Source organism: Sphingobium sp. TomMM15, assembly GCF_055397045.1.
The window spans coordinates 1,315,237-1,335,879 of record NZ_AP027314.1; the positions used below are offsets into that span (position 1 = coordinate 1,315,237).

Below are 20,643 nucleotides of genomic sequence, written 5' to 3' on the forward strand. Positions count from 1 at the left end.
GGTCGGCATGGTTGCGCCGTCAAGGCACAGAAGGGCTCGAAAAAGATGTTCAGGAAGACGCTTCATACCCTCCTGCTGCTGGCACCTTTGCCCGCGCTGGCCCAACCTGCCGCGCCACCCGCCCCTTCCGATGCTCCGCCACGGCTCATCATCGCAATCTCGGTCGATCAGTTTTCGGCTGATCTGTTCAACGAATATCGCCCCTATTATAGCGGCGGCCTCAAGCGCCTGAGCGAGGGCGCCGTGTTTCCGCGCGGATATCAAAGCCATGCCGCAACCGAAACCTGCCCGGGCCACAGCACCATCCTGACCGGCAGCCGACCGTCACGCACCGGCATCATCGCCAATAGCTGGATCGATCAGAACGCCGCCCGACCCGATAAAACAATCTACTGCGCGGAGGATGAGAAGCAGCCGGATAGCAGCAGCTCCAAATATATCCCCTCCTCCGTCCATCTGCGCGTGCCCACACTCGGCGAACGCATGAAGGCAACCAATCCCGCTGTCCGCAATGTGGCCATCGCCGGAAAGGATCGCGCGGCCATCATGATGGGCGGCGCAAAGACGGATCAAGTCTGGTGGCTGGGGCCGAAGGGCTATGTCAGCTATCCCGGCACGCCAACGCCCCCGCTGGTCGCACGGGTGAATGAAGTGTTCGCACAGCGGCTGGCACAGCCCAATCCCGGTTTTGACCTGCCCCCGCAATGCGCCGCCAAGGATTTTCCCGTAAGTGCTGGCACGCGGGTTGTCGGCACCCGCCGCTTCGCAAGGCCCGCCGGTCAATTCGGCGCATTCCGTGCGTCGCCCGAGCAGGATGCCATGACCCTGGCGTTCGCCGCTGCCGTCATCGAAAGCATGAGCCTTGGCAAACAAACTCAAACTGATCTCATTTCCATCGGCCTTTCGGCGACCGACGTCATCGGCCATGCCTATGGCACGGAAGGAACCGAAAGCTGCATCCAGATCGATCGGCTGGACCGCGAACTCGGCGCCTTCTTCGACCGGATCGACAAGCAGGGCATCGATTATGTCGTGATGCTCACCGCGGATCATGGCGGCCACGACCTACCGGAACGCCATCAGCAAAATGCGATGCCAATGGAGCAGCGCGTCGATCCGGCGCTCATGCCCCGCGCGCTTTCAGAAGCCGTGGCCTCCCGCACCGGCGTAAACGGCAAGGGCTTGATCCAGGGCGATGGCCCGTCGGGCGACCTTTATTTCGACCGCAATCTCACCCGCGCCCAACGCGCCAAGGTGGAAGCCGCCACACTCATACTGCTGCGCGCCCATCCGCAGGTCGAAACCGTCCTTACCAAGGCGCAGATCGCCGCAGCGCCGTCTCCTTCAGGTCCGCCGGAAAGCTGGAGCCTGCTTCAGGAAGTCCGGGCCAGCTTCGATCCCGAACGCTCAGGCGACCTTGTCTTGCTGCTAAAACCACGCATAACGCCCATCGCCGATCCTTCGCATGGCTCTGTGGCCACGCATGGCTCGCCCTGGGACACGGATCGGCGCGTCCCGATCCTCTTCTGGCGCAAGGGCATGCGGCATTTCGAACAGCCGCTCGGCGTCGAAACGGCTGACATCATGCCGACGCTGGCGGCGCTCATTCGTCTGCCCGTTGCCCGCAATGAGATAGACGGCAGGTGCCTCGACCTGATCGCAGGCCAAGGCGACAGCTGCGCGGCGAATTAAGGGTCAAATATTCTCCGCAAAGCCGTCCCGTTCCGCGTCCATCAGGGAGTGAACGCGGTGCGGCGCGGACACTTCGACCCGGCTCGTGACCTCATATTGCGCCTTTGCCTGACGCACATTGCTGTTCGCGGGAACACTGTCGGTCAGCCAGACATTGCCGCCGATCACTGACCGGCTGCCTATGATGATGCGGCCCAAAATGGTGGCGCCCGCATAAATCACCACATCATCCTCGATGATCGGGTGCCGGGGGATAGCCTTGGCCAACGCGCCCCTCTCATCGGCAGGAAAGCTGCGCGCGCCCAGCGTTACGCCCTGATACAGCCGCACCCTGTCACCCACTATGGCCGTCTCGCCGATGACGACGCCGGTGCCATGATCGACAAAGAAACTGCGTCCGATCGTTGCCCCCGGATGAATGTCGATACCCGTGCGCGAATGGGCAATCTCGGAAATGATGCGGGCGACCAGCGGCGCGCCCAGATCATAGAGGCGATGGGCAAGCCGGTGATGGATGATCGCCAGCATCGATGGATAGCAGATCAGCACCTCATCGACGCTGCGCGCGGCGGGATCGCCCAGAAACGCCGCTTCCACATCGGAATCGAGCAAGTCGCGCAAGCCAGGCAGGCTTTGGGCGAAATTGCCGATGATGCGCGCGGCTTCGCCATCGATTTCGGCAGGCGGCCTGCCATGCATGTTATAAAGAAGCTCAAGGCGTATCTGGCCGTAGAGGCGGCTGAGCGCCGTCTGCAACGTCTGCGCGACAAAGGCATCTTCATTGTGGATGCGAATGAAGCTCGGGCCAAGGCGCAACGGAAACAGCGCGCCACACAGCGACGTCATGATCTTGGCAAGATTGGCGCGTGACGGAAAACCCTCCGCGCCATATTCGGCATGATGCTGCTGCGCCGCGCGCCAGCCCGTGCGAACCTTTCCAAGATCGCTCACCAGCCGATCCAGGTCCCAATAGCCTTCCAGCAGTTGATCTTCGCTTTCGCCGTCTGCGGTCATATGCGCCTCTTGTTCAACGAAAGCTGGCATAGACCGCCACCAGCCGATCCGATAAACGAGTTTTGCTTGTCCCCGCGATGCTTCTTTTTAACTGGAAGCGTCGGCCCGGTTTCAGCGGGTGAGGTTGGCGCCAGCTATATGCAGGCGGATTTCCACGCTCAACCCGCCTTGGGGCCGGTTTTTCAGAAGCAGGCTGCCACCTTCCTGCTCGACTGCCTTTGCCACGATCGCGAGGCCCAGTCCCAGGCCCCGGGTATAACGCCCCCGCGCTTCATCCAGTCTGAAGAAAGGCTTCAACACCTCCTCCAGCTTATCCTCCGGGATGCCTGGACCATCATCCTCCACCCGGATCAGCGCCTCCCCGTCACGGCGCTCGACGCTGACATAGGCGCGCTGGCCATAATGGAGCGCGTTCTCGACCAGATTGATGACCGCGCGGCGCAGCAGGAGCGGCCGCACATCCATTTCCAGATGATCCGGCCCCTCGTAGCTTACATCGGCCCCCTGATCCTGAAAGCTATCAACCACCGTCGCCACCGTGACAGCCACATCCGCGCGCACAGGTGGCTCGCCATTCTTCTCCCCACCGAGGAAGGCGAGCAGCGATTCGATCATCGCCCCCATTTCGCCGAGATCCCCGGCCATCGCATCACGCGCTTCCGCATCGCGAATTCCCTCCAGCCGGAGCTGCAGGCGCGCCAGAGGCGTACGCAAGTCATGCCCGACTGCGGCCAGCGTTTCGGTACGCTCGGTGATCAGCCGATGGATGCGCGTCTGCATCGCATTGAACGCACGGATCAGGTCCCGCACATCGCTGGTCCCGCTTTCCGCGACGACGACCTCGTCACTCAGGCCGATATGCTCGGTCGCCTTGGTAAGGTCTTTCAGCGGCGCCAGCGTCCGCCGGATCAGCATGCCCCCAGCCACCATCAGCGCCACCAGCGGAATGAGCGCCAGCCCCATCCGCCCGATGGTAAAGGTCCACTGCCCCCCGCTATGCCGCATCCCAAAATAGAGCCAGCTGCGATCGGGCAACTGCAAGCCGCCATTGATCTGCGACACCCGTCCCCCAGGCGACGCGAGCCGCAGCCAGAGACCGGACTGCTCCAGGCTCGGTTCCCAAGCGATGATCTGCCGCCGCATCCGCTCCAGCTCAGGCGCCAGCGTTGGCGCGGGCGGCGACGCCGGCGTCCAATGAATGTCATAGCGATCGGTGGTAAGCTGGATCGCCATCGCATGCCGGTCGTTCGGCGGCTGCTCCGTCACCAGCTTGCGCGCGATCACCAGATGCTCGGCCAACCGCCGCGCCTCGTCATCCTGCAAGGAAAGATGGCCAGCCCGCTCATAAATCAGCGTGCCCACCGCAAATTCCAGCGTGAGCGCCAGCAGCAGGATCGCCAGCAGCCGCCCGACCAGACCCAGCGACCGGCTCATATGCAAGCTCAAGCCCGGCTGACTTCCGCGTTGAACATATACCCCACGCCGCGCACGGTCGTGATCGGCGCCGCCGCGCCTTCGGTCGACAGCTTGCGCCGCAACCGGCTGACCAGCACATCGATGCTGCGATCAGAGCTGTCACCCATGCGCGTGCGCGACAATTCGATCAGCCGCTCGCGTGCGATGACCCGCTGCGGGTGGCTGAGGAAGGAGCCGAGCAGGTCGAACTCCGCGCCCGTCAGGTCAACGATCGCACCAGTTGGGGAGCGCAGTTCCCGGCGCGGGAAGTTGACGACCCAGCCGTCGAAGCGCGCCTCATTCTCCCGATGTTCGTCCGGCCCCCGCTCCACGCCTACGCGGCGCAGGATAGCCCGTATCCGCGCGATCAGTTCGCGTGTGCCAAACGGCTTGGGCAGATAATCGTCCGCGCCCAGCTCCAGACCCACGATCCGATCGGTCTCGCTGCCCTTCGCGCTGATGAAGATGATCGGGACGTCGCTCTTGCGACGTATCTGGCGGCACAGGTCGATGCCGTTGGTGCCCGGGAGCATGACATCCAGCACGACCAGATCGACCGGTCCGGCGTCAAAGGCCACCCACATTTCCGGCCCCGAAGAGGCCGGACGCACCTGATACCCATGTTCCTGAAGAGCGCGCGCGGTCAGCGTGCGCAGCGGCGGATCGTCCTCGACAAGTATGATCGTGGGGGCGGTCATGCCGGAAATGTTGCGCGACTAAAACGGCTCATAGCGCTTGAAGTAGGGGCGGCTTCCAACAGGGTCAACCGAACGTTACCGCAGAAACCCTGGGAAACAGGTTCAGCAATGATTTGTCATGCAAGGGACAATTTCGCCCCCATTACGAGCAAGAATGCCATGCCGGGCCTCGTGAAAGGCCCGGCATGATTTCCGTCAGAAAGCGGCCGACAGGGAGAATACCACCTGGCTGCGAGCGATCGACTTGCCGAAATTGTCACCGTCCTGAACCATGAAGTTCGGGCGGATGTAGGTTTCGTCCGAACGCTTGATGTCGGTATCGACATAGGCGACGCCGAGCGTCAGCGGCGTGCCGGGGATCGCCACGTCCGCACCAATCAGCCAGTCGAGATACTTGCCCGTGGGTGCGATCGACGTGCCGTTCGGACCCAGGCCGGGGTTGCCGTCCGAATAGCCCAGATGTGCCTTCAGCGTAACCGGCGTGCCCGGCACTGCGCCGCTTACGTCACCCCAGACATACAGATTGTCTTCCTTGTCGCCCGGATCAGCGACCGTGCATGCCGCGTCGCTGCACCAGTTGCCCAGCGCCTGCTGCTTGGGTGCATAGGCGACACCGAGCAGACCCTTTACCGGGCCGAGCTGGCTCGAAAGCTTCACATAAGGCTCAGCGAAGTCGGTCTTGTCCGCGCCCGACGGGTACATGTACCAGGTCAGGCCGACGTCCAGCGTCGCGCTGCCCAGCGGGATGGCATAGCCAGCGAACAGATCCAGTTCCATGTTGGAACCGCCGAACTGGCCCCAGCCGGAAAGGTTCGAGGCCCAGGTGCCGACATAGGCGCCGCTTTCATGGGTGGCTGTGATGCCGCCCTGAATGGCCATGCCCTTGTCGCTCTGCGACACGCCACGGAAGCGATAATCGGAAACCAGCGCAACGCTGCCCGAAACGGTGACGGGACCTTCGGCCTCTTCCTGAGCGAAGGCCGGAGCGCTCGACAACAGGGCAAGAGCCGCACAGGCCATCTGCAACTTAGCGATTTTCATGAACATTCCCCTTTTTCGGTAAGAATGTTCCGTCCTGCGTCCGCGCTGGCCCAAAGGTCTGAATGCCCCGGATCCCGGCGGATTGACAGCAGGCTAGGGCGCGCCCGGATGAAGGGGAATGGACTTTTACCGCAAGTGCGAAGGTGACATTCAGGCCGTGCCATCAAAGGCACGGTTATTTGCTGATGGCGTTCCAAACATGTCCATTTGATTTCCTGATCACATCCAGACATGAAAAAGCCGCCGCACCTGGAAGGGGTGCGGCGGCTAACGACGCCTGATGGAGGGGGGAGGTTCAGGCGGCGAGGTTACGCAGGCGTCCGGTTGCGCCCGCCAGTTCGACGCTGGCTCCGGTGCCACGGCGGCGGTCCATCCATTCCCGCACCATCTCGGCGCAGGTATGATCGATATGGAGCAGCCGCTCGACGTTCAGGATGACCGGACGTTCGGCGGGAACCGACTCCAGCTTTGCCGACAATTTGGGCAATGTCAGGAATGTGGCCGTGCCGTGCAGTGCCAATTCATGCGCATCATCCCGCTGGTCTTCGTCCAGACCCAGACGCAGACGGCGCGCATGGGGCAGCAGCTCAAGCAGCGACAGACCAATACCCACCAGCACGCCCGTCAGCAGGTCCATCGTGACCACCATGATCAGCGTCACCGCCCACACCACGGCGGGCAGCGGGCCATAACGGTGAAGCAGGTGCTTCACATGGTCCAGACTGACCAATCGAACACCGGTCACGACCAGAATGCCTGCCAGCGCCGCCATCGGAATCTCACGCAGCAACCAGGGCAGCAATGCCACGAAGCCGAGTATCCAGATGCCGTGCAGGACAGCGGACATGCGGGTCTTGGCACCCGCCTGGACGTTCGCGGAACTGCGGACGATAACGCCGGTCATCGGCAAAGCGCCCGCAACGCCGCACAGCAGATTGCCTACCCCCTGCGCGCTCAATTCGCGATTATAGTTGGTCCGCACGCCATCATGCATCCGGTCCACCGCAGCGGCCGACAGCAATGTTTCAGCGCTGGCGATGAACGCGATCGCGATCGCCGTCGTGATGACCGTCGGGTTCATCAACTGCTGAAACAGCCCTTCGCCCGGCAATGTCACCGCTGCGACGATCGATTCCGGCACTACGACGCGCGCCACCGGCAGACTGAACAGAAACGCCACCAGCGTGGCCAAAACCACGCCGACAAGGGCGCCGGGCAGCAGCTTCATCGACGCGGGGCGGATCTTTTCCCAACCCAGCATGCCGCCGATGGTGACCAGACCCACGGCAAAGGCGGTTGCTGCGTCCTGATTGCTGAGACCGAAAAGCTGGCCTGGCATCGCGATCAGGTTGGCAAGCCCGCTGGACAGCGGCTTGTCATCGAACAGGACATGGAACTGCCCTACGACGATCAGCACGCCGATACCCGCAAGCATGCCGTGGACGACGGCGGGCGAAATAGCGCGAAACCAGCCCCCGACCCTCATCAATCCGGCAATGACCTGAATCGCACCGGCAAGGATCAGGATCGGCCCTAGCGCGGACAGGCCCTGCTCGCGCACGATTTCAAAGACGATGACCGCAAGGCCCGCCGCCGGGCCGCTGACCTGCAAGGGAGAACCGGCCAGCAGGCCGACGACGATGCCGCCGATGATACCGGTGATCAGCCCCTTCTCCGGCGGCACGCCGGAGGCGACCGCGATGCCCATGCAGAGGGGCATCGCGACCAGGAACACGACGATGGATGCGGTGAAGTCGCGGCTGAACGTGCCGCCGGAAAGAGCCTTCAGCATAGGTTACTCCGCGGCCATGGCGATGCTGGTTTCACCAGCAAGGCGCCGCGCCTGCGCCTGTGCGACAGGAAGCGGATCGCCTTCGCGCATGGGCATGAACCGGCCGGTTTCCCCGTCGAGCCCAAGAACCTGGCCCGCATGAATATCGACATACCAGCCGTGCAGCGCGATTTCTCCACGCGCCACGCCCGCCGCCACCGACGGATGGGTGCGCAGGTGGTTCAACTGCACCACGACATTTTCCAGCGCCATGTTGCGCAGCTTTTCAGCGTCGTTCAGATCGGACGGATAATTCTCGCGGCACACCTTCTGCGCGGCATGCGAGTGACGCAGCCATGCGGCAACATTGGGCATCGACGTCAGGTCGGCATCCGTCGCCAGCGCCTTCATCGCGCCGCAATCGCTGTGCCCGCAAACGATGATGTCGCGCACGCCCAGAACCATGACGGCATATTCGACCGTCGCGGTGACGCCGCCCAACTGGCTGGCGTGCGGGGGCACGATGTTGCCCGCATTGCGGCATACGAACAGATCGCCGGGATCGGCCTGCATGATATGTTCCGGCACGATGCGGGAATCCGCACAGGAAATCATCAGCGCCTTGGGGCTCTGTCCGTGATTGGCAAGCTGGTTATAAAGCGTGCTCTTGTCCGGAAAGACCTTGCTTTCGAAACTGAAGACGCGACCGATAAGCTCGTTCATGGCTTCTATCCTTCTTTTTGGTTGCCGATCAGGGGGGCGGATCGGCGCTATTTGAAGAATAGGTACGTGCCTTTGCTGCGTCGCAGCGGTTTTGTTAAATAGTGTGTCTGACTGGATTTTCTGTCGTCACTGCCGCTCGACAGCAGCGCTCAGCATATATCCTGCCCCCCGAACGGTGACGATCGGCGCGGCCCTGCCACCAACGCTCAGCTTCCGCCGGACCCGGCTGACCAGCACGTCGATGCTGCGATCGGACGATGGCGCATCGCGCACACCGGCCAATTCCATGAGCCTGGCGCGAGGGATCACTGTCTGCGGATTTTCCAGCATGACCTGGAGCAGTGCGAATTCGGCGGCGGTAAGCTCAATCGGCTGGTCGGCCTCGTCCTTCACTTCACGCCGCGCGAAATCGACCTGCCACCCGTCGAACCGGGCGAGCGTACTGGCGCGCAGGCCGATCAGCCGCTCCTTTTTGCTGCGACGCAGCACCGCGCGCAGCCGGGCGGCCAGTTCACGGGTCGAATAGGGCTTGGACATATAATCGTCGGCCCCCAGTTCCAACCCCACCACCCGGTCGACCTCGCTGCCGCCCGCGCCGACCAATATGATCGGCACGTCGCTCCGTTCCCGGACGTCACGGCATAGGTCCATGCCATCGGGACCGCGCAGCGCCGCATCCAGCACCAGCACGCCCACAGGCGCGGTCTTGATCGCGTTCCAGATGTCGGATGCCGACGCCGCGGGCAGCGCGCGAAAACCGCTCTGCTCCAGATATTCGCGCACCTGCTGCCGCTGTTCGGGCTTTTCCTCGGCAATCAGGATCAGCGGTGAACTCATCCGCCCTTCACTGACAGGCTGCGAAGGCCATCAAGCTCACCCTGGATAACTGCGCTGTCGCCCTGCGCCGCCGCCAGCGCCTCGCCAGCGCGCGCCCGTGCGTAGCGCCCGATTGCCGCGTCGATCTGGCCCCGCGCGCTTGCACAGTTCCCGGCGTAGCTACCCGATAGCGGGGTGAAGCGATGGATGGCCTTACCCATCGCGGCAATCGCATTGCCCTCTGCCGTCACCGAGCGATTCACACCCAGTTCGGCCTGCCAGCGGCAGACGGGCATGGTCGGACGGCTGGCGAAACGCGGTTCGACCTGCCGGACATGAACCGTCGACACCGTTTCATAGCTCGTCCGATAGGCTGTGGACGCATGGTTGATGTCCGCACTGTGGACCGGAGCGACGACGGCCATGACGGCAGCGGAAGCGAAAATGGAAAGCATGCGAAGAAACTCCTTGGCATAGGAAGCGCTTGCCAAGGCATAGGCGGGGCAAATGTCTCTGAAATTTTCCGAATGTTACAAATTGTTGCTGCACACGCGGAAACGCTTCGGCGCGGCAAGGCATTTTTACGCGCCAAAATCCATCATGGTTTGAACAGCGCATGCAACTCGCCCGGCGCTCAGGCTTTTAACCCTCGTCAACGGCCGCCCGCGCCTTTGGCGCCTTCATGGCCAATGATGAGGATTGCTGAATGAAAATCGCTCAAATCGCTCCCTTGGCCGAAAGCGTACCGCCGAAGCTGTACGGCGGAACCGAGCGCATCGTTTCCTACCTAACCGAAGCATTGGTCGATCAAGGACATGACGTGACATTGTTCGCCAGCGGCGATTCCGTCACTCGCGCGGAACTGGTGCCCGTCACGGACATGGCGCTTCGCCTCAATCCCCATGTTCGCGACGCCATTCCCTATCACATGATGCTGCTGGAAGCGGTGCGCCAGCGCGCCCATGAGTTCGATGCGCTACATTTCCACATCGATCTTGTTCACATGCCACTGGTGCAGGACATCGTCGGCCGATGCGTCACGACGCTGCACGGCCGTCTGGACCTGCCGGACCTGCGCCCTTTCTACCAGACCTTCCGTGATCACAGCCTGGTTTCCATTTCCGACCACCAACGGCTGCCTATGCCCCCAGTGAACTGGGCAGGCACTGTCTATCACGGTCTTCCCGCAAACCTTCTACCGCCGAAAATCGACAGCGATGACGGCTATCTCGCCTTCCTTGGGCGCATATCGCCGGAAAAGCGGCCCGACCGCGCCATTCGCATAGCCGCCCGTTCCGGAAAGCCGCTCAAGATCGCCGCCAAGATCGACAATGTGGACAAAGCATATTGGGAGGCAGAGATCGCGCCGCTCATAAACCTTCATCCCAACATTCATTTCGTCGGCGAAATCAATGAAGCGCAGAAGGCTGACTTCCTCGGCGGCGCCAGCGCCCTCCTCTTCCCGATAGACTGGCCCGAACCATTTGGTTTGGTGATGATCGAGGCGATGGCATGCGCGACCCCCGTCATCGCCTTCCGCTGCGGATCGGTTCCCGAAATTATCGACCATGGCGTGTCGGGCTTCATAGTCGATACGGAGGATCAGGCCGTCGAAGCCGTTTCCCGGCTCGGCGAACTCAACCGTCGCGGGGTACGCGCCGCCTTTGACGCACGTTTCACGGCAGACCGGATGGCGGCCGACTATGTCTCGCTTTATCACGGCCTGCCCGGCGCGCGCACCGATGCCGCACGGCTTCGTCGCGAGCGCGGCGATGAAGCGGAGCTTCACCTTCAGGTCGTCGGATAAGGAGATTCGCATGACGGCGAGCCAGTTGCAGCCAGAAGCCTTGGCCACGGAACCGGCAAAGTCCCTGTCCCAGCAGCAGACACAGTTCTTTATCCCGGCCACCGCTTCGCTCCACGAAAGGCGTCCGCGAACGCTGAAGCATGGCGACAGCTTCGCGGTCTTCGACCATAGCGGCGATGCGATTGCCGGACCGGGGAGTCCCGAAGGGCTTTACCACCGCGACACCCGGCACCTGTCGCACCTCTATATGACGATCAACGGACTCCGGCCCATATTGCTGAGTTCCGCATTGCGTGACGACAACGCAATGCTGACCTGCGACCTCACAAATCCCGATTTTTCAGGCGACGATGGCCGGGTCGCGGTGGAACATGACCTTATCCACCTGCGCCGCACAAGGTTCCTCTGGGACTCCGCCGTCCATGAGCGGATCACGATCCGCAACTTCGATACCGACGCCCGAACGGTGAAGGTGGAGATGAGCTTCGCTGCCGATTTTGCCGATCTGTTCGAAATTCGCGGCATGACGCGCTTGCGTAAGGGGACCATGAAGCCCCCCGTCGTGGGAAGCGCCGACGTTCTCCTCGTCTATGAAGGCCGCGACGCCAAGACGCGTGAAACCCACCTTTGTTTTGATCCGGCGCCTCAAGAGCTCACCGAAAGCCATGCCATGTTCGAGGTCATGGTCCCGCCCGGCGAACGGCGCACCTTGTACATGCGCATTGCATGCGAGCGGGTCGAATTGACGCAAGAACCCTTCTCACGCCAGTTCCTCAAAACCCTTCGCGAATCCATGAAGTCGCTGAAACAGGCAAGGGCGCGCGGCGCGACCGTCCGTTCATCAAATGCTCTGTTCGATGAGGTTACGCGCAGGTCCGTTGCGGATATCACCATGCTGTCCACGGACACCGAATTTGGTCCCTATCCCTATGCGGGCATTCCCTGGTTCAGCACCGTGTTCGGCCGCGACGCCATCATCACCGCGCTCGAAACACTTTGGTATGATCCAGCGCTCAGCCGTGGCGTGCTCGGCTATCTGGCGAAGCATCAGGCCACCGCGTTCGACCCGGCAGCGGACGCGGAGCCGGGGAAGATACTGCACGAAGTCCGCCATGGCGAAATGGCGGAACTGGGCGAAGTGCCGTTCCGCCATTATTACGGCAGCATCGATTCAACGCCATTGTTCATCATGCTGGCTGGCGCTTATCTGGAACGAACAGGCGACCAGCCCTTCATCACCAGCCTGCTGCCGCATCTGGATGCAGCCCTCGAATGGGTCGATCAGTATGGCGACCGCGATGGGGACGGCTTCGTGGAATATGGGCGGCTCACCGATCAGGGCCTGACCAATCAGGGCTGGAAGGACAGCCACGACTCGATCTTCCACGAGGATGGCTCGATCGCGCGCGGCCCCATCGCGCTCGCGGAGGTCCAGGCCTATGTCTACGGCGCCTGGAGAGCCGCCGAAGCCATCCATCGGGCGATCGGCGATGCTCAACGGGGGGCGGACTACGGACTACGCGCCGACCATTTGCGCGACCATTTCGATGCGGCCTTCTTCGACCCGCAACTTGGCACCTATGTGCTGGCGCTGGATGGAGAAAAAAAGCCCTGCCGCGTTCGTTCTTCCAATGCCGGGCATGTGCTGTTTACCGGCCTCGCGCGGGAAGAGCGCGTGGAATCGGTGGTGCGCACGCTGATGGCGCCAGCCTCCTTTTCCGGATGGGGCGTCCGCACCATCGCATCGACGGAAGCGCGCTACAATCCAATGAGCTATCATAATGGCTCGATCTGGCCTCATGACAATGCCCTCATCGCGGCGGGCTTCTCCCGCTACGGCTACAAGCGTGAGGCAGCGCAGATATTCGAAGGCCTCTTCGCGGCCGCGACATATGTGGACCTCATGCGCCTGCCGGAACTTTTCTGCGGATTTCCCCGCCGCCGCGCGCAAGGACCGACCTTCTATCCCGTGGCCTGTAGCCCCCAGGCATGGTCCGCCGCAGCGCCTCTGTCACTGATCCAGTCGAGCCTGGGTATCGGCTTCGACGTAGCAGGCCCTGAAATCTCCCTGCGCGAACCAGCCCTGCCGCGATTCCTCGACGAACTGCGGCTCTATGGCCTGCGCATTGGCGAAGCATCGATCGACATCGCCTTTGACCGGATGGGAGACAAGGTCGTGGTAAAGCCGCTCGACCGAACAGGCTCGGCGCGGGTGGTGACGATCGCTTGAGGCTTTTGCCTGGCTGCTCGGCGTCATTACAGGCTGCTAAAAATGGTGCAGGACGCATTCCAGAGCGAACCCGTCTCTTCCCTGCATTTCCCTGATATTGCCGTGAACTGCATTTTCGTCTGGAAATTGTCGCCATTCATGCGAAGAAAATGGCGGAAATCTGCCGTTCTGAAGAGAGATTTCCCTAGTCTTGCCAGCAGGCATTCTCTCCTTCGATTGCAGGGAAAAGCGGCAAGTCAGCAGGGAAGCTGATATCGCCCGGCATGATCTGAAAAAAATCGTGCCGGTGTCAAACGTTGGTAGGCGCGAAAGGTCAGGACGTGGTTCTGACGCTCTCCACCAAAGGAGAACGATTATGATGCAGCGCGCAACGCGCGTACCCACTCCAAGAAGCAGATCGGCCAGATCGCCAGGAGTATCAGGAAGTTCGGATTCACCAACCCGATACTGATCGACGAGGAGGATCGGATCATCGCCGGGCACGGCCGCGTCGAGGCGGCAAAGAGCCTCGGAACGCCGGGCCTCGGCCTGGATCTTTGGCGCCATCTGCCCGGCTGAAGGAAAGGCGGCCGGCATTGTCATGCCCCACTGCAACAGCGAGGCGATGGGCTTGCACCTGGAAGAGATCGCCTTCCATGTCGCGCCTGGCGCGCACGCCGTAATCCTGCTCCACCAGGCCGGATGGCACGGCTCGAATGATCTGATCATCCCCTCCAACATCACGCTGCTGCCGCTACCACCCCGCTGCCCCGAGCTGAACCCCGTCGAGAACCTGTGGCAGTTCATGCGCGATAACTGGCTGTCGAACCGCATCTATAAATCCTACGACGACATCGTCGAGCACTGCTGCCACGCCTGGAACAAGCTTGCTGACCAGCCATGGCGCATCATGTCGATCGGCCTGCGTCAGTGGGCGCATGGGTTCTGATCAATGCGCCTTGGTATTAGCCTCACAGGAGGAACCGCCCGAACCTCGCCGATTTGCCACGGGGTGACCGCTGGCGAAATCGGCTTTCAGGCCCTTAACTTAATTTCTGCCCGCGATGTGAATGTACGGGTCGTCCCACCAAGATCTGATGGGAATATTGCGAGAGAGAGAGAGAGAGAGAGAGAGAGAGAGAGAGAGAGAGAGAGAGAGACGGGGTGCTGCCCGAGAAGCCGTATGATGGTTTGATACGTACCGAAGCGTCGGCTTTGATGGACTAGCGGATTGAAAGAAATGATTTATTTTAATGACGAGCGTCGGCCGCAAGTGGAGTCGTCCAAAGCGCGGATCTCGCAGTTGTCGGTAATCGACAACATCGGTCCGGGGGGCTCGATCGGCGCTACATCGAAATTGTAGGTAGCAAATAGCCCGCCAAACGCCACCAGGCGTTCGCAGATGCCTCTGGTGTATGATTTTTAGGCACCGCGTGATATCTGCCGTCCAATATTTGCCTTCACTTCATCTAGATAGATCGAATACGCTCGATCCGTGATCCGTACTCTTTTCGGAGGCCGAGTTAATCCAAGTCGTTGCTGTATTGGAGGGCTAGACGCTAAGCATGATTGATCCTCGCGCCCTTCGCACCTTCCTGGCCGTATGCCGGGCCAATTCGATCAGCGGAGGCGCCCGGCTGCTCAACATTTCACAACCATCCGTATCGATCACCATCGCCCAGCTGGAACAATCGATCGGCGCCACCCTGCTGGAACGATCGCGCGCAGGCATAGCGCTGACGGCGGAAGGCCGCATGCTCCTTCGCCGAGCGCAGGCGATGGAAGGTTTGCTCAAGGACGCCGAAGAAGAGTTACGCCTCTCGCGGCAGGGTATCGCCGGGCCGCTGCGCGTCGGCGGTACGCCCGGAGCATTGGTCAGCCTCCTGCCAGGCGCCGTCCGTTTCCTTGAAGATGATGCGGGCAGCTTCGCGCTTCATGTCATCGAACGGCCCGATCCCGACCTCGCCACGCTCCTCCGCCAGGGCGACATCGAACTCGCCTTCGTCACCACCGGCATGGATACGCCGCCAGACGATCTGGACGAACTCACCTTTTCCCAAGATCCCTTTTCCCTGATCGTCGGGCGGGCCAACGAACATCTGCCGAGCGAAGTGTCGTTGAAGGACCTAGCCGATCTGCGCTGGGTGTTGCCCGAAGCACGCGGCGCATTCCGCAGGCAGGTCGATGCCCTGTTCCTCGCCGCCGACGCACCCGTGCCCAACAGCAGCATCCGCTGCGACTCCCTGCTGACGACGAAGGCTATCGTGCGCAGCAGCAGCCGTGTCACCATCCTGCCAATGCAGGTCGCCGCCGCGGAACTGTCCATCGGCGTACTCCGCGCCATCGCCATTCGTGAGGCTGCATTCCCCCGCAGCATTGGCATCCGCAAGTTGAAGGGCGCCCGCCTGTCCGGTCTGGGACAACGCCTGCTCGACTATTTCATCCATAGGCCCTGACTATGGTATTAGTAAAAATGATTATTTTTCCTACGGACGAATAAGGCGCATGTAAGCCCCGGCAAACAAAATATGCCGGGAGAGGACAAGATGCGGCAGCTGATCCACAACGTGCGGATCTTCGATGGCAGCGGCGCTGCCAGCGCACCGGGCGCCGTCCTGATCGATCAGGATCGCATCGCCGCCATCTTCCCCGCTGATGCCGACATTCAGTCCATCGCCGCCGACATCCGCATCGATGGCCATGGCAACACGCTCATGCCCGGCCTGATCGATGCGCATTGCCACCTCACCTGGGGCAGCTCGGTCGAACATATCTACCACCAGTTCATCCTGCCGCCCGAAGAGCTCAAGACCGCCGCGTGGCGTAACGCCCGTGTCCTCCTCGATCATGGCTTCACCAGCGTCTATTCCGCAGGCGCGCTGGGCGAAGGCATAGAGCCCGAACTCGCCCGCGCCATCGCAGCAGGCGAGACTCCCGGCCCGCGCCTGATCCCCTCGACCTTGGAACGCAGCCCCGAAGGCGAACAAGGCGTGGAGACGGGCAACGTCTTCAACGGCCGTGGCCCTGAAGCGATACGCGCCTTCATGGACCATTGCCGCGACACGGGCGTCAAATCGGTAAAGCTCGTCATTTCCGGCGAAGATGCGCTGAAGCCCGGCTCGGCGCAGGACATCCTCTACACCGATGAGGAAATGCAGGCGGCTGGCGAAGCGGCCAAGGCGAACGGCCTCTGGATCGCCACCCACGCCTACACCCCGCGCGCCATCGACCTCGCGCTCGAAGCAGGCGCGCGCATCCTCTACCATTGCTCCTTCGCCGACGAAGCCGCGATCGATGCGCTCGCCGCGCACAAGGACGAGATTTTCTACGCCCCCGGCCCCGGCGTCTCAGTCGCAGCGCTGGAAGCAACGCCCCCACCCCATATCGACATGAGCGCGATGAAGGCCAGCGCCACCCAGCGCATGCAACTCGAAGCAAGCCTCGTCCCCGAACTCAAGCGACGCGGCGTGCGCATCCTGATCGGCGGCGACTATGGTTTCCCCTTCAATCCCCATGGCCGCAACGCCCGCGACCTCCAGCATTTCGTCGATTATTTCGGCTTCACGCCCGCCGAGGTCCTGAGCGCAGCAACCATGCTCGGCGGCCAGCTCATGGGCGAGCAGACCGGCCTCATCAAGCAAGGCTATCTCGCCGACCTTCTTCTGGTCGATGGCGACCCCACGCAGGATGTCGCCATCCTTCAGGACCCCGCGCGCCTCCTCATGATCATGCAGGGTGGCCGTCTCCACAAGTCCGTCCAGCCCGTTTCCGCCTGAAAGAACTGACCCAGTAAGATGTTCGACGTAGCGATCATCGGTTGTGGCCCGGTAGGGGCTTTCGCAGCCAATCTCCTTGGCAGGGCCGGCCTGTCCGTCCTTGTCGTGGAGCAGGAGGCGCACCCCTATCCCCTGCCCCGCGCCGTCCATCTCGACCATGAGATGATGCGCCTGTTCCAGTCCGCAGGCGTCATTGATCGCGTAGCGGGCGATATGCGCGAAACGGAGGGCCATCTTCATGTCGGCGCGGATCATGGCGTCATCCGCTACATGGGCACGGTCGGCCGCCCCCGCCCCTTCAGCTGGTCCAACGACTATTTCTTCTACCAGCCCGAACTGGAAGAGCATCTGCGCGAAGCCCTCGCCGCCTATCCCAATGTCACCCTCCTGCTCGGGACGGCGTTCGAAGGGCTGGAGCAGGACGCTCAAGCCGTCAGCCTCCACCTGTCCGGCAACCGCACCGAAAGCGCCCGCTATGTCATCGCCTGCGACGGTTCACGCAGCACCGTCCGCAAGGCGCTCGGCATAGCCCTCGACGATCTGGATTTCGAGGAACCCTGGCTCGTCGTCGATGCCGAAGTCGACGGCCCGGTCCGCTTCCCCGACCTGTGGGGCGTACCGGAAGCCGCCGACCTGCAAAAGCTCTCTGTCATGATGTGCGACCCCAAACGCCCCGCGACCATTGTGCCGGGCCGTGGCAATCACCGCCGCTGGGAGTTCATGCTCCTCCCCGGCGAGGATGACGCCGTCATGATGCAGCCGGGCAATGTCGCCGCCCTCGTCGCCCCCTACCTCACCGGCGTGCCGCACAAGATCGTCCGCGCCGCCACCTACCGCTTCCACGGGCTGATCGCGGAGCAATGGCGTCAGGGCCGCGTCTTCCTCGCCGGGGACGCCGCGCACCAGACACCGCCCTTTTTCGGCCAAGGCATGTGCCACGGCCTGCGCGACATAGCGAACGTCGCCTGGAAGCTCGAATTGGTGCTGGCGGATCGCGCCCCTGAAACCCTGCTCGACAGCTACCAGACCGAGCGCGACCCCCATGTCCGCGCCGTCATCTCCGCCGCCGTAGCCGCAGGCCGTTACATCTGCATGCTTGACCCCGCCCAAGCCGCCACCCGCGACGCCCAAATACGCGAAGCCGCCAAGGGCGCGAGCCATGGCACCGCCGCCGACCTCATCCCCGCCATCGCGCAGGGCATTGTCGCTATCGGCACCCCCGGCGCAGGCGAACGCTTCATCCAGCCCAACGTAGACGGCCAGCTTCTCGACGACATTATCGGCAGCGGCTGGCGCCTCTTCACCACCGCGCCCATTGACGTCCCTGCCGAAATCACCCTCGTCCCCGCCAGTGGCGCGATCCAAGACTGGCTCACCGCTCACAACGCGCAGGCTGTCCTAGTCCGCCCCGACCATTATGTCTTCGGCACCGGTACGCCCGCCGACCTCCTCACACAATGGCAAGGAAAGCTCCGGCCATGACCCTAACTCTCGCCCAAGCCCGCACTATCCTGGACGCCACGCTCGCCCACGCCCGCGCGCAGCAGGCGCAGCCGCTCGCCATCATCATCCTCGACGCAGGCGCGCACCCCATCGCCTTCGCGCGAGAGGATGGCGCGAGCCTGTTCCGTTTCGACATAGCCAGGGCAAAAGCCTCGGGCGCATTGGGGTTGGGGGCGGACACACGAATCATTGCGACCCGCGCCGCTTCCAACCCCACCTTCTTTCAGAGCGTGGTGGCCGTTACGGGCGGCCAACTCGCTTTGTCACCCGGCGGCGTCATCATCCGTGACTTGGAAGGGCGGATGATCGGCGCCGTCGGGACCAGCGGCGACACCGGCGACATGGACGAAGCCTGCGCCATCGCTGGCATCGCCGCCGCTGGCCTCACTCACGGAGACGCAAAATGAAACTGCGCAGCATCGAACTGGCGCTGCCCCACGCCGCAGAGGCCGCCGCCTTCCTCACCGACATCTGGGGCATGGCCCCCGCCGAAGTGCGAGGCGGCACCCATTATCTGCGCGGATCGGGCAGCTTCCCCTATCTCGTCGCGCTTGAAGAGTCGGCGGAACCCCATGTCCGCTCCACCACCTTCACCTGCTCGCCCGAACGGCTCGAAGAACTGAAGGCCAGCGTCACGAAGGCGAACCTCCCCGCCAGCCCTGTCACTTCGAACGATCCCGGCAATGGCCACGGCATCATCGTCGAACTGGCCGAGGGCGAGCTGCTCCGCTTCCTCACCGATACGAGCGAAGTCGCGCCGATCGAAGGCAAGGATCTCCCCGTCAAGCTCACCCATGTGGTGTTCAACGCCACCGACGCCGAAGCCACCGGCCACTTGATCGAGGAAGCACTACGCTTCCGCGTCTCCGACCGGACGAAGGGCATGGTCTTCGTCCGCTGCAACGAGTCCCACCACTCGACCGCCTTCGCCCGCGCGGGCTTTTCCTCCCTCAACCATATCGCCTTCGAGATGGCGGACATGGACGCGGTGATGCGCGGTATCGGCCGCCTGCGTGACCATGGCATGGTCCCCGCCTGGGGTCCCGGCCGTCACGGCCCCGGCGCGAACGTCTTCGCCTATTTCATCGCCCCCTTTGGTCCCGTCATCGAATTTTCCACCGCCGTCGAGAAGGTCCCCGACGACTACAAAGCCGGAGCCCCCGAAGACTGGACCTGGCCCGAAGGCCGCATCGATCAGTGGGGCATGTCCGACAAGGATCTCACCGGCCTCCGCGCCGCCGAGGAGAAATTCCGCCACCGCCGCGACTGGGCTCCGCAGCCCCTGAACGAGGAACAAGTCTGATGCGCTACGTGAGTTTCCGCCGCCCCGACGGCACCCCCAGCTTCGGCCGCCTGGACGGCGACGCCATCGTCGAACTGACCGGCGCCCCCAGCCTGAAAGCCGCACTCGCCGCGGGCAACCTCGCCTCGCTAACCGAGGGCGCCAGCTACAACCGCAACGACATCGTCCTGCTCCCGGTCATCCCCGACCCGGCCAAGATCCTTTGCGTCGGCCTTAACTATGCCGAACATGTCAAGGAAACCGGCCGCGAGCAGAAGGAGCACCCCGCAATCTTCGTCCGCTATGCCGACAGCCTAGTCGCCGACGGCCAGCCCATGGTGAAGCCGTCCGTCACGACCCGCTTCGACTATGAAGGCGAACTGGCCGTCATCATCGGCAAGCCCGCGCACAAAGTCGCCCGCGCCGACGCGATGGGCTACATCGCCGGTTATGCCTGCTTCAACGACGGCTCAGCCCGTGACTGGCAGCGCCACAATATCCAGTTCACCCCCGGCAAGACCTTCCCCGGCACCGGCGGCTTCGGCCCCGCGCTGGTGACGCCGGACGAGGCGGGCGACCTTGCCGCCCAGGGCGTCCAGACCCGCCTCAACGGCGAACTCGTCCAGGATCAGCCGATCAGCGACATGATCTGGGATATCGCCACCGTCATCGAATATATCTCCGCCTTCACGCCCCTTGCCCCCGGCGACGTCATCGCCACCGGCACCCCCGGCGGCGTCGGCGATAAACGCACCCCGCCGCTCTACATGAAGGCCGGCGACAAGGTCGAAATCAGCATCGGCGTCATCGGCACGCTCACCAACCGCATCATCGACGAACAGTAATCAACAAGGGG

The 20,643-nt window shown here is 62.7% G+C and carries 18 protein-coding genes and 1 pseudogene; 10 read left to right on the forward strand and 9 right to left on the reverse strand.

Annotated features, from left to right (window positions below; all coding sequences use genetic code 11):
* Positions 1-45 precede the first annotated feature (45 nt).
* Positions 46-1,692 carry an alkaline phosphatase family protein gene (locus ACZ51H_RS06690; RefSeq protein WP_464801312.1) on the forward strand — a complete coding sequence of 549 codons (1,647 nt, stop codon included), beginning with the start codon at positions 46-48 and terminating at the stop codon, positions 1,690-1,692.
* Positions 1,693-1,695: 3 nt separating this feature from the next.
* On the opposite strand, the gene epsC is transcribed toward ACZ51H_RS06690, so the two are convergent.
* The 8 genes from epsC to ACZ51H_RS06730 all read right to left on the reverse strand — a co-directional run bounded on the left by epsC (position 1,696) and on the right by ACZ51H_RS06730 (position 9,665).
* Entirely contained in the window at positions 1,696-2,706 is a 1,011-nt protein-coding gene (epsC, locus tag ACZ51H_RS06695; RefSeq protein WP_464801313.1) for a serine O-acetyltransferase EpsC, read from the reverse strand.
* A gap of 111 nt (positions 2,707-2,817) precedes the next feature.
* Positions 2,818-4,140 (reverse strand): ATP-binding protein, encoded by a 1,323-nt coding sequence (locus tag ACZ51H_RS06700; RefSeq protein ID WP_464772561.1) that lies wholly within the window; start codon positions 4,138-4,140, stop codon positions 2,818-2,820.
* A gap of 8 nt (positions 4,141-4,148) precedes the next feature.
* On the reverse strand, positions 4,149-4,859 hold the full coding sequence (locus ACZ51H_RS06705) for a response regulator (protein WP_449474649.1): 711 nt from the start codon (positions 4,857-4,859) through the stop codon (positions 4,149-4,151).
* A gap of 195 nt (positions 4,860-5,054) precedes the next feature.
* Positions 5,055-5,906: a TorF family putative porin gene (locus ACZ51H_RS06710; protein WP_464770944.1), complete on the reverse strand. Its 852-nt coding sequence runs from the start codon at positions 5,904-5,906 to the stop codon at positions 5,055-5,057.
* A gap of 289 nt (positions 5,907-6,195) precedes the next feature.
* A complete protein-coding gene (locus tag ACZ51H_RS06715) occupies positions 6,196-7,692 on the reverse strand; it encodes a SulP family inorganic anion transporter (protein WP_464770945.1) in 1,497 nt (498 codons plus the stop codon).
* A gap of 3 nt (positions 7,693-7,695) precedes the next feature.
* Positions 7,696-8,394: a carbonic anhydrase gene (locus ACZ51H_RS06720; RefSeq protein ID WP_464770946.1), complete on the reverse strand. Its 699-nt coding sequence runs from the start codon at positions 8,392-8,394 to the stop codon at positions 7,696-7,698.
* Between the two features lie 126 nt (positions 8,395-8,520).
* Positions 8,521-9,231, reverse strand: coding sequence for a response regulator transcription factor (locus ACZ51H_RS06725; protein WP_460986117.1), 711 nt, complete (start codon positions 9,229-9,231; stop codon positions 8,521-8,523).
* Positions 9,228-9,665 carry a hypothetical protein gene (locus ACZ51H_RS06730; protein ID WP_464770948.1) on the reverse strand — a complete coding sequence of 146 codons (438 nt, stop codon included), beginning with the start codon at positions 9,663-9,665 and terminating at the stop codon, positions 9,228-9,230. The genes ACZ51H_RS06725 and ACZ51H_RS06730 overlap by 4 nt, the downstream gene beginning before the upstream one ends.
* Positions 9,666-9,916: 251 nt before the next feature.
* On the opposite strand from ACZ51H_RS06730, the gene ACZ51H_RS06735 reads away from it, so the two are divergent.
* Positions 9,917-11,017, forward strand: a complete 1,101-nt coding sequence (locus ACZ51H_RS06735; protein ID WP_464801314.1) for a glycosyltransferase family 4 protein — start codon at positions 9,917-9,919, stop codon at positions 11,015-11,017.
* Positions 11,018-11,027: 10 nt separating this feature from the next.
* Positions 11,028-13,247 (forward strand): amylo-alpha-1,6-glucosidase, encoded by a 2,220-nt coding sequence (locus tag ACZ51H_RS06740; protein WP_464802863.1) that lies wholly within the window; start codon positions 11,028-11,030, stop codon positions 13,245-13,247.
* A 36-nt stretch (positions 13,248-13,283) separates the two neighbouring features.
* Here ACZ51H_RS06740 and ACZ51H_RS06745 read toward each other — a convergent pair whose 3' ends face one another.
* The gene (locus tag ACZ51H_RS06745; RefSeq protein WP_464801315.1) at positions 13,284-13,823 is read right to left on the reverse strand and encodes a hypothetical protein; all 540 of its coding nucleotides are present in this window, start codon (positions 13,821-13,823) and stop codon (positions 13,284-13,286) included.
* On the opposite strand from ACZ51H_RS06745, the pseudogene ACZ51H_RS06750 reads away from it, so the two are divergent.
* From ACZ51H_RS06750 to ACZ51H_RS06780, 7 genes and pseudogenes are all read left to right on the forward strand, one after another.
* A pseudogene (locus tag ACZ51H_RS06750) lies at positions 13,759-14,175 on the forward strand (IS630 family transposase); the annotation flags it as partial. The gene ACZ51H_RS06745 and the pseudogene ACZ51H_RS06750 sit on opposite strands and share 65 nt — an antisense overlap.
* Before the next feature lie 616 nt (positions 14,176-14,791).
* A complete protein-coding gene (locus ACZ51H_RS06755; RefSeq protein WP_464801316.1) occupies positions 14,792-15,682 on the forward strand; it encodes a LysR family transcriptional regulator in 891 nt (296 codons plus the stop codon).
* 90 nt (positions 15,683-15,772) lie between these two features.
* Complete coding sequence (locus ACZ51H_RS06760; protein WP_464801317.1) at positions 15,773-17,002, forward strand: amidohydrolase family protein; 1,230 nt, start codon at positions 15,773-15,775, stop codon at positions 17,000-17,002.
* Between the two features lie 18 nt (positions 17,003-17,020).
* Positions 17,021-18,484: a bifunctional 3-(3-hydroxy-phenyl)propionate/3-hydroxycinnamic acid hydroxylase gene (locus tag ACZ51H_RS06765; protein WP_464801318.1), complete on the forward strand. Its 1,464-nt coding sequence runs from the start codon at positions 17,021-17,023 to the stop codon at positions 18,482-18,484.
* The gene (locus ACZ51H_RS06770; RefSeq protein WP_464801319.1) at positions 18,481-18,912 is read left to right on the forward strand and encodes a GlcG/HbpS family heme-binding protein; all 432 of its coding nucleotides are present in this window, start codon (positions 18,481-18,483) and stop codon (positions 18,910-18,912) included. The genes ACZ51H_RS06765 and ACZ51H_RS06770 overlap by 4 nt, the downstream gene beginning before the upstream one ends.
* Positions 18,909-19,808, forward strand: a complete 900-nt coding sequence (locus ACZ51H_RS06775; RefSeq protein WP_464770955.1) for a VOC family protein — start codon at positions 18,909-18,911, stop codon at positions 19,806-19,808. Before ACZ51H_RS06770 ends, ACZ51H_RS06775 begins: the two co-directional genes overlap by 4 nt.
* Positions 19,808-20,632 (forward strand): fumarylacetoacetate hydrolase family protein, encoded by an 825-nt coding sequence (locus tag ACZ51H_RS06780; protein ID WP_464801320.1) that lies wholly within the window; start codon positions 19,808-19,810, stop codon positions 20,630-20,632. The genes ACZ51H_RS06775 and ACZ51H_RS06780 overlap by 1 nt, the downstream gene beginning before the upstream one ends.
* Positions 20,633-20,643 lie beyond the last annotated feature (11 nt).

What these genes read in the sequence shown, in the direction of transcription:
- ACZ51H_RS06710 (WP_464770944.1), bottom strand. Translation starts at nt 5,906, where the DNA reads ATGTTCATGAAAATCGCTAAGTTGCAGATGGCCTGTGCGGCTCTTGCC.
- epsC (WP_464801313.1), bottom strand. Translation starts at nt 2,706, where the DNA reads ATGACCGCAGACGGCGAAAGCGAAGATCAACTGCTGGAAGGCTATTGG.
- ACZ51H_RS06765 (WP_464801318.1), top strand. Translation starts at nt 17,021, where the DNA reads ATGTTCGACGTAGCGATCATCGGTTGTGGCCCGGTAGGGGCTTTCGCA.
- ACZ51H_RS06705 (WP_449474649.1), bottom strand. Translation starts at nt 4,859, where the DNA reads ATGACCGCCCCCACGATCATACTTGTCGAGGACGATCCGCCGCTGCGC.
- ACZ51H_RS06775 (WP_464770955.1), top strand. Translation starts at nt 18,909, where the DNA reads ATGAAACTGCGCAGCATCGAACTGGCGCTGCCCCACGCCGCAGAGGCC.
- ACZ51H_RS06755 (WP_464801316.1), top strand. Translation starts at nt 14,792, where the DNA reads ATGATTGATCCTCGCGCCCTTCGCACCTTCCTGGCCGTATGCCGGGCC.
- ACZ51H_RS06720 (WP_464770946.1), bottom strand. Translation starts at nt 8,394, where the DNA reads ATGAACGAGCTTATCGGTCGCGTCTTCAGTTTCGAAAGCAAGGTCTTT.
- ACZ51H_RS06760 (WP_464801317.1), top strand. Translation starts at nt 15,773, where the DNA reads ATGCGGCAGCTGATCCACAACGTGCGGATCTTCGATGGCAGCGGCGCT.
- ACZ51H_RS06735 (WP_464801314.1), top strand. Translation starts at nt 9,917, where the DNA reads ATGAAAATCGCTCAAATCGCTCCCTTGGCCGAAAGCGTACCGCCGAAG.
- ACZ51H_RS06725 (WP_460986117.1), bottom strand. Translation starts at nt 9,231, where the DNA reads ATGAGTTCACCGCTGATCCTGATTGCCGAGGAAAAGCCCGAACAGCGG.
- ACZ51H_RS06780 (WP_464801320.1), top strand. Translation starts at nt 19,808, where the DNA reads ATGCGCTACGTGAGTTTCCGCCGCCCCGACGGCACCCCCAGCTTCGGC.
- ACZ51H_RS06770 (WP_464801319.1), top strand. Translation starts at nt 18,481, where the DNA reads ATGACCCTAACTCTCGCCCAAGCCCGCACTATCCTGGACGCCACGCTC.
- ACZ51H_RS06740 (WP_464802863.1), top strand. Translation starts at nt 11,028, where the DNA reads ATGACGGCGAGCCAGTTGCAGCCAGAAGCCTTGGCCACGGAACCGGCA.
- ACZ51H_RS06690 (WP_464801312.1), top strand. Translation starts at nt 46, where the DNA reads ATGTTCAGGAAGACGCTTCATACCCTCCTGCTGCTGGCACCTTTGCCC.
- ACZ51H_RS06730 (WP_464770948.1), bottom strand. Translation starts at nt 9,665, where the DNA reads ATGCTTTCCATTTTCGCTTCCGCTGCCGTCATGGCCGTCGTCGCTCCG.
- ACZ51H_RS06715 (WP_464770945.1), bottom strand. Translation starts at nt 7,692, where the DNA reads ATGCTGAAGGCTCTTTCCGGCGGCACGTTCAGCCGCGACTTCACCGCA.
- ACZ51H_RS06745 (WP_464801315.1), bottom strand. Translation starts at nt 13,823, where the DNA reads ATGCCGGCCGCCTTTCCTTCAGCCGGGCAGATGGCGCCAAAGATCCAG.
- ACZ51H_RS06700 (WP_464772561.1), bottom strand. Translation starts at nt 4,140, where the DNA reads ATGAGCCGGTCGCTGGGTCTGGTCGGGCGGCTGCTGGCGATCCTGCTG.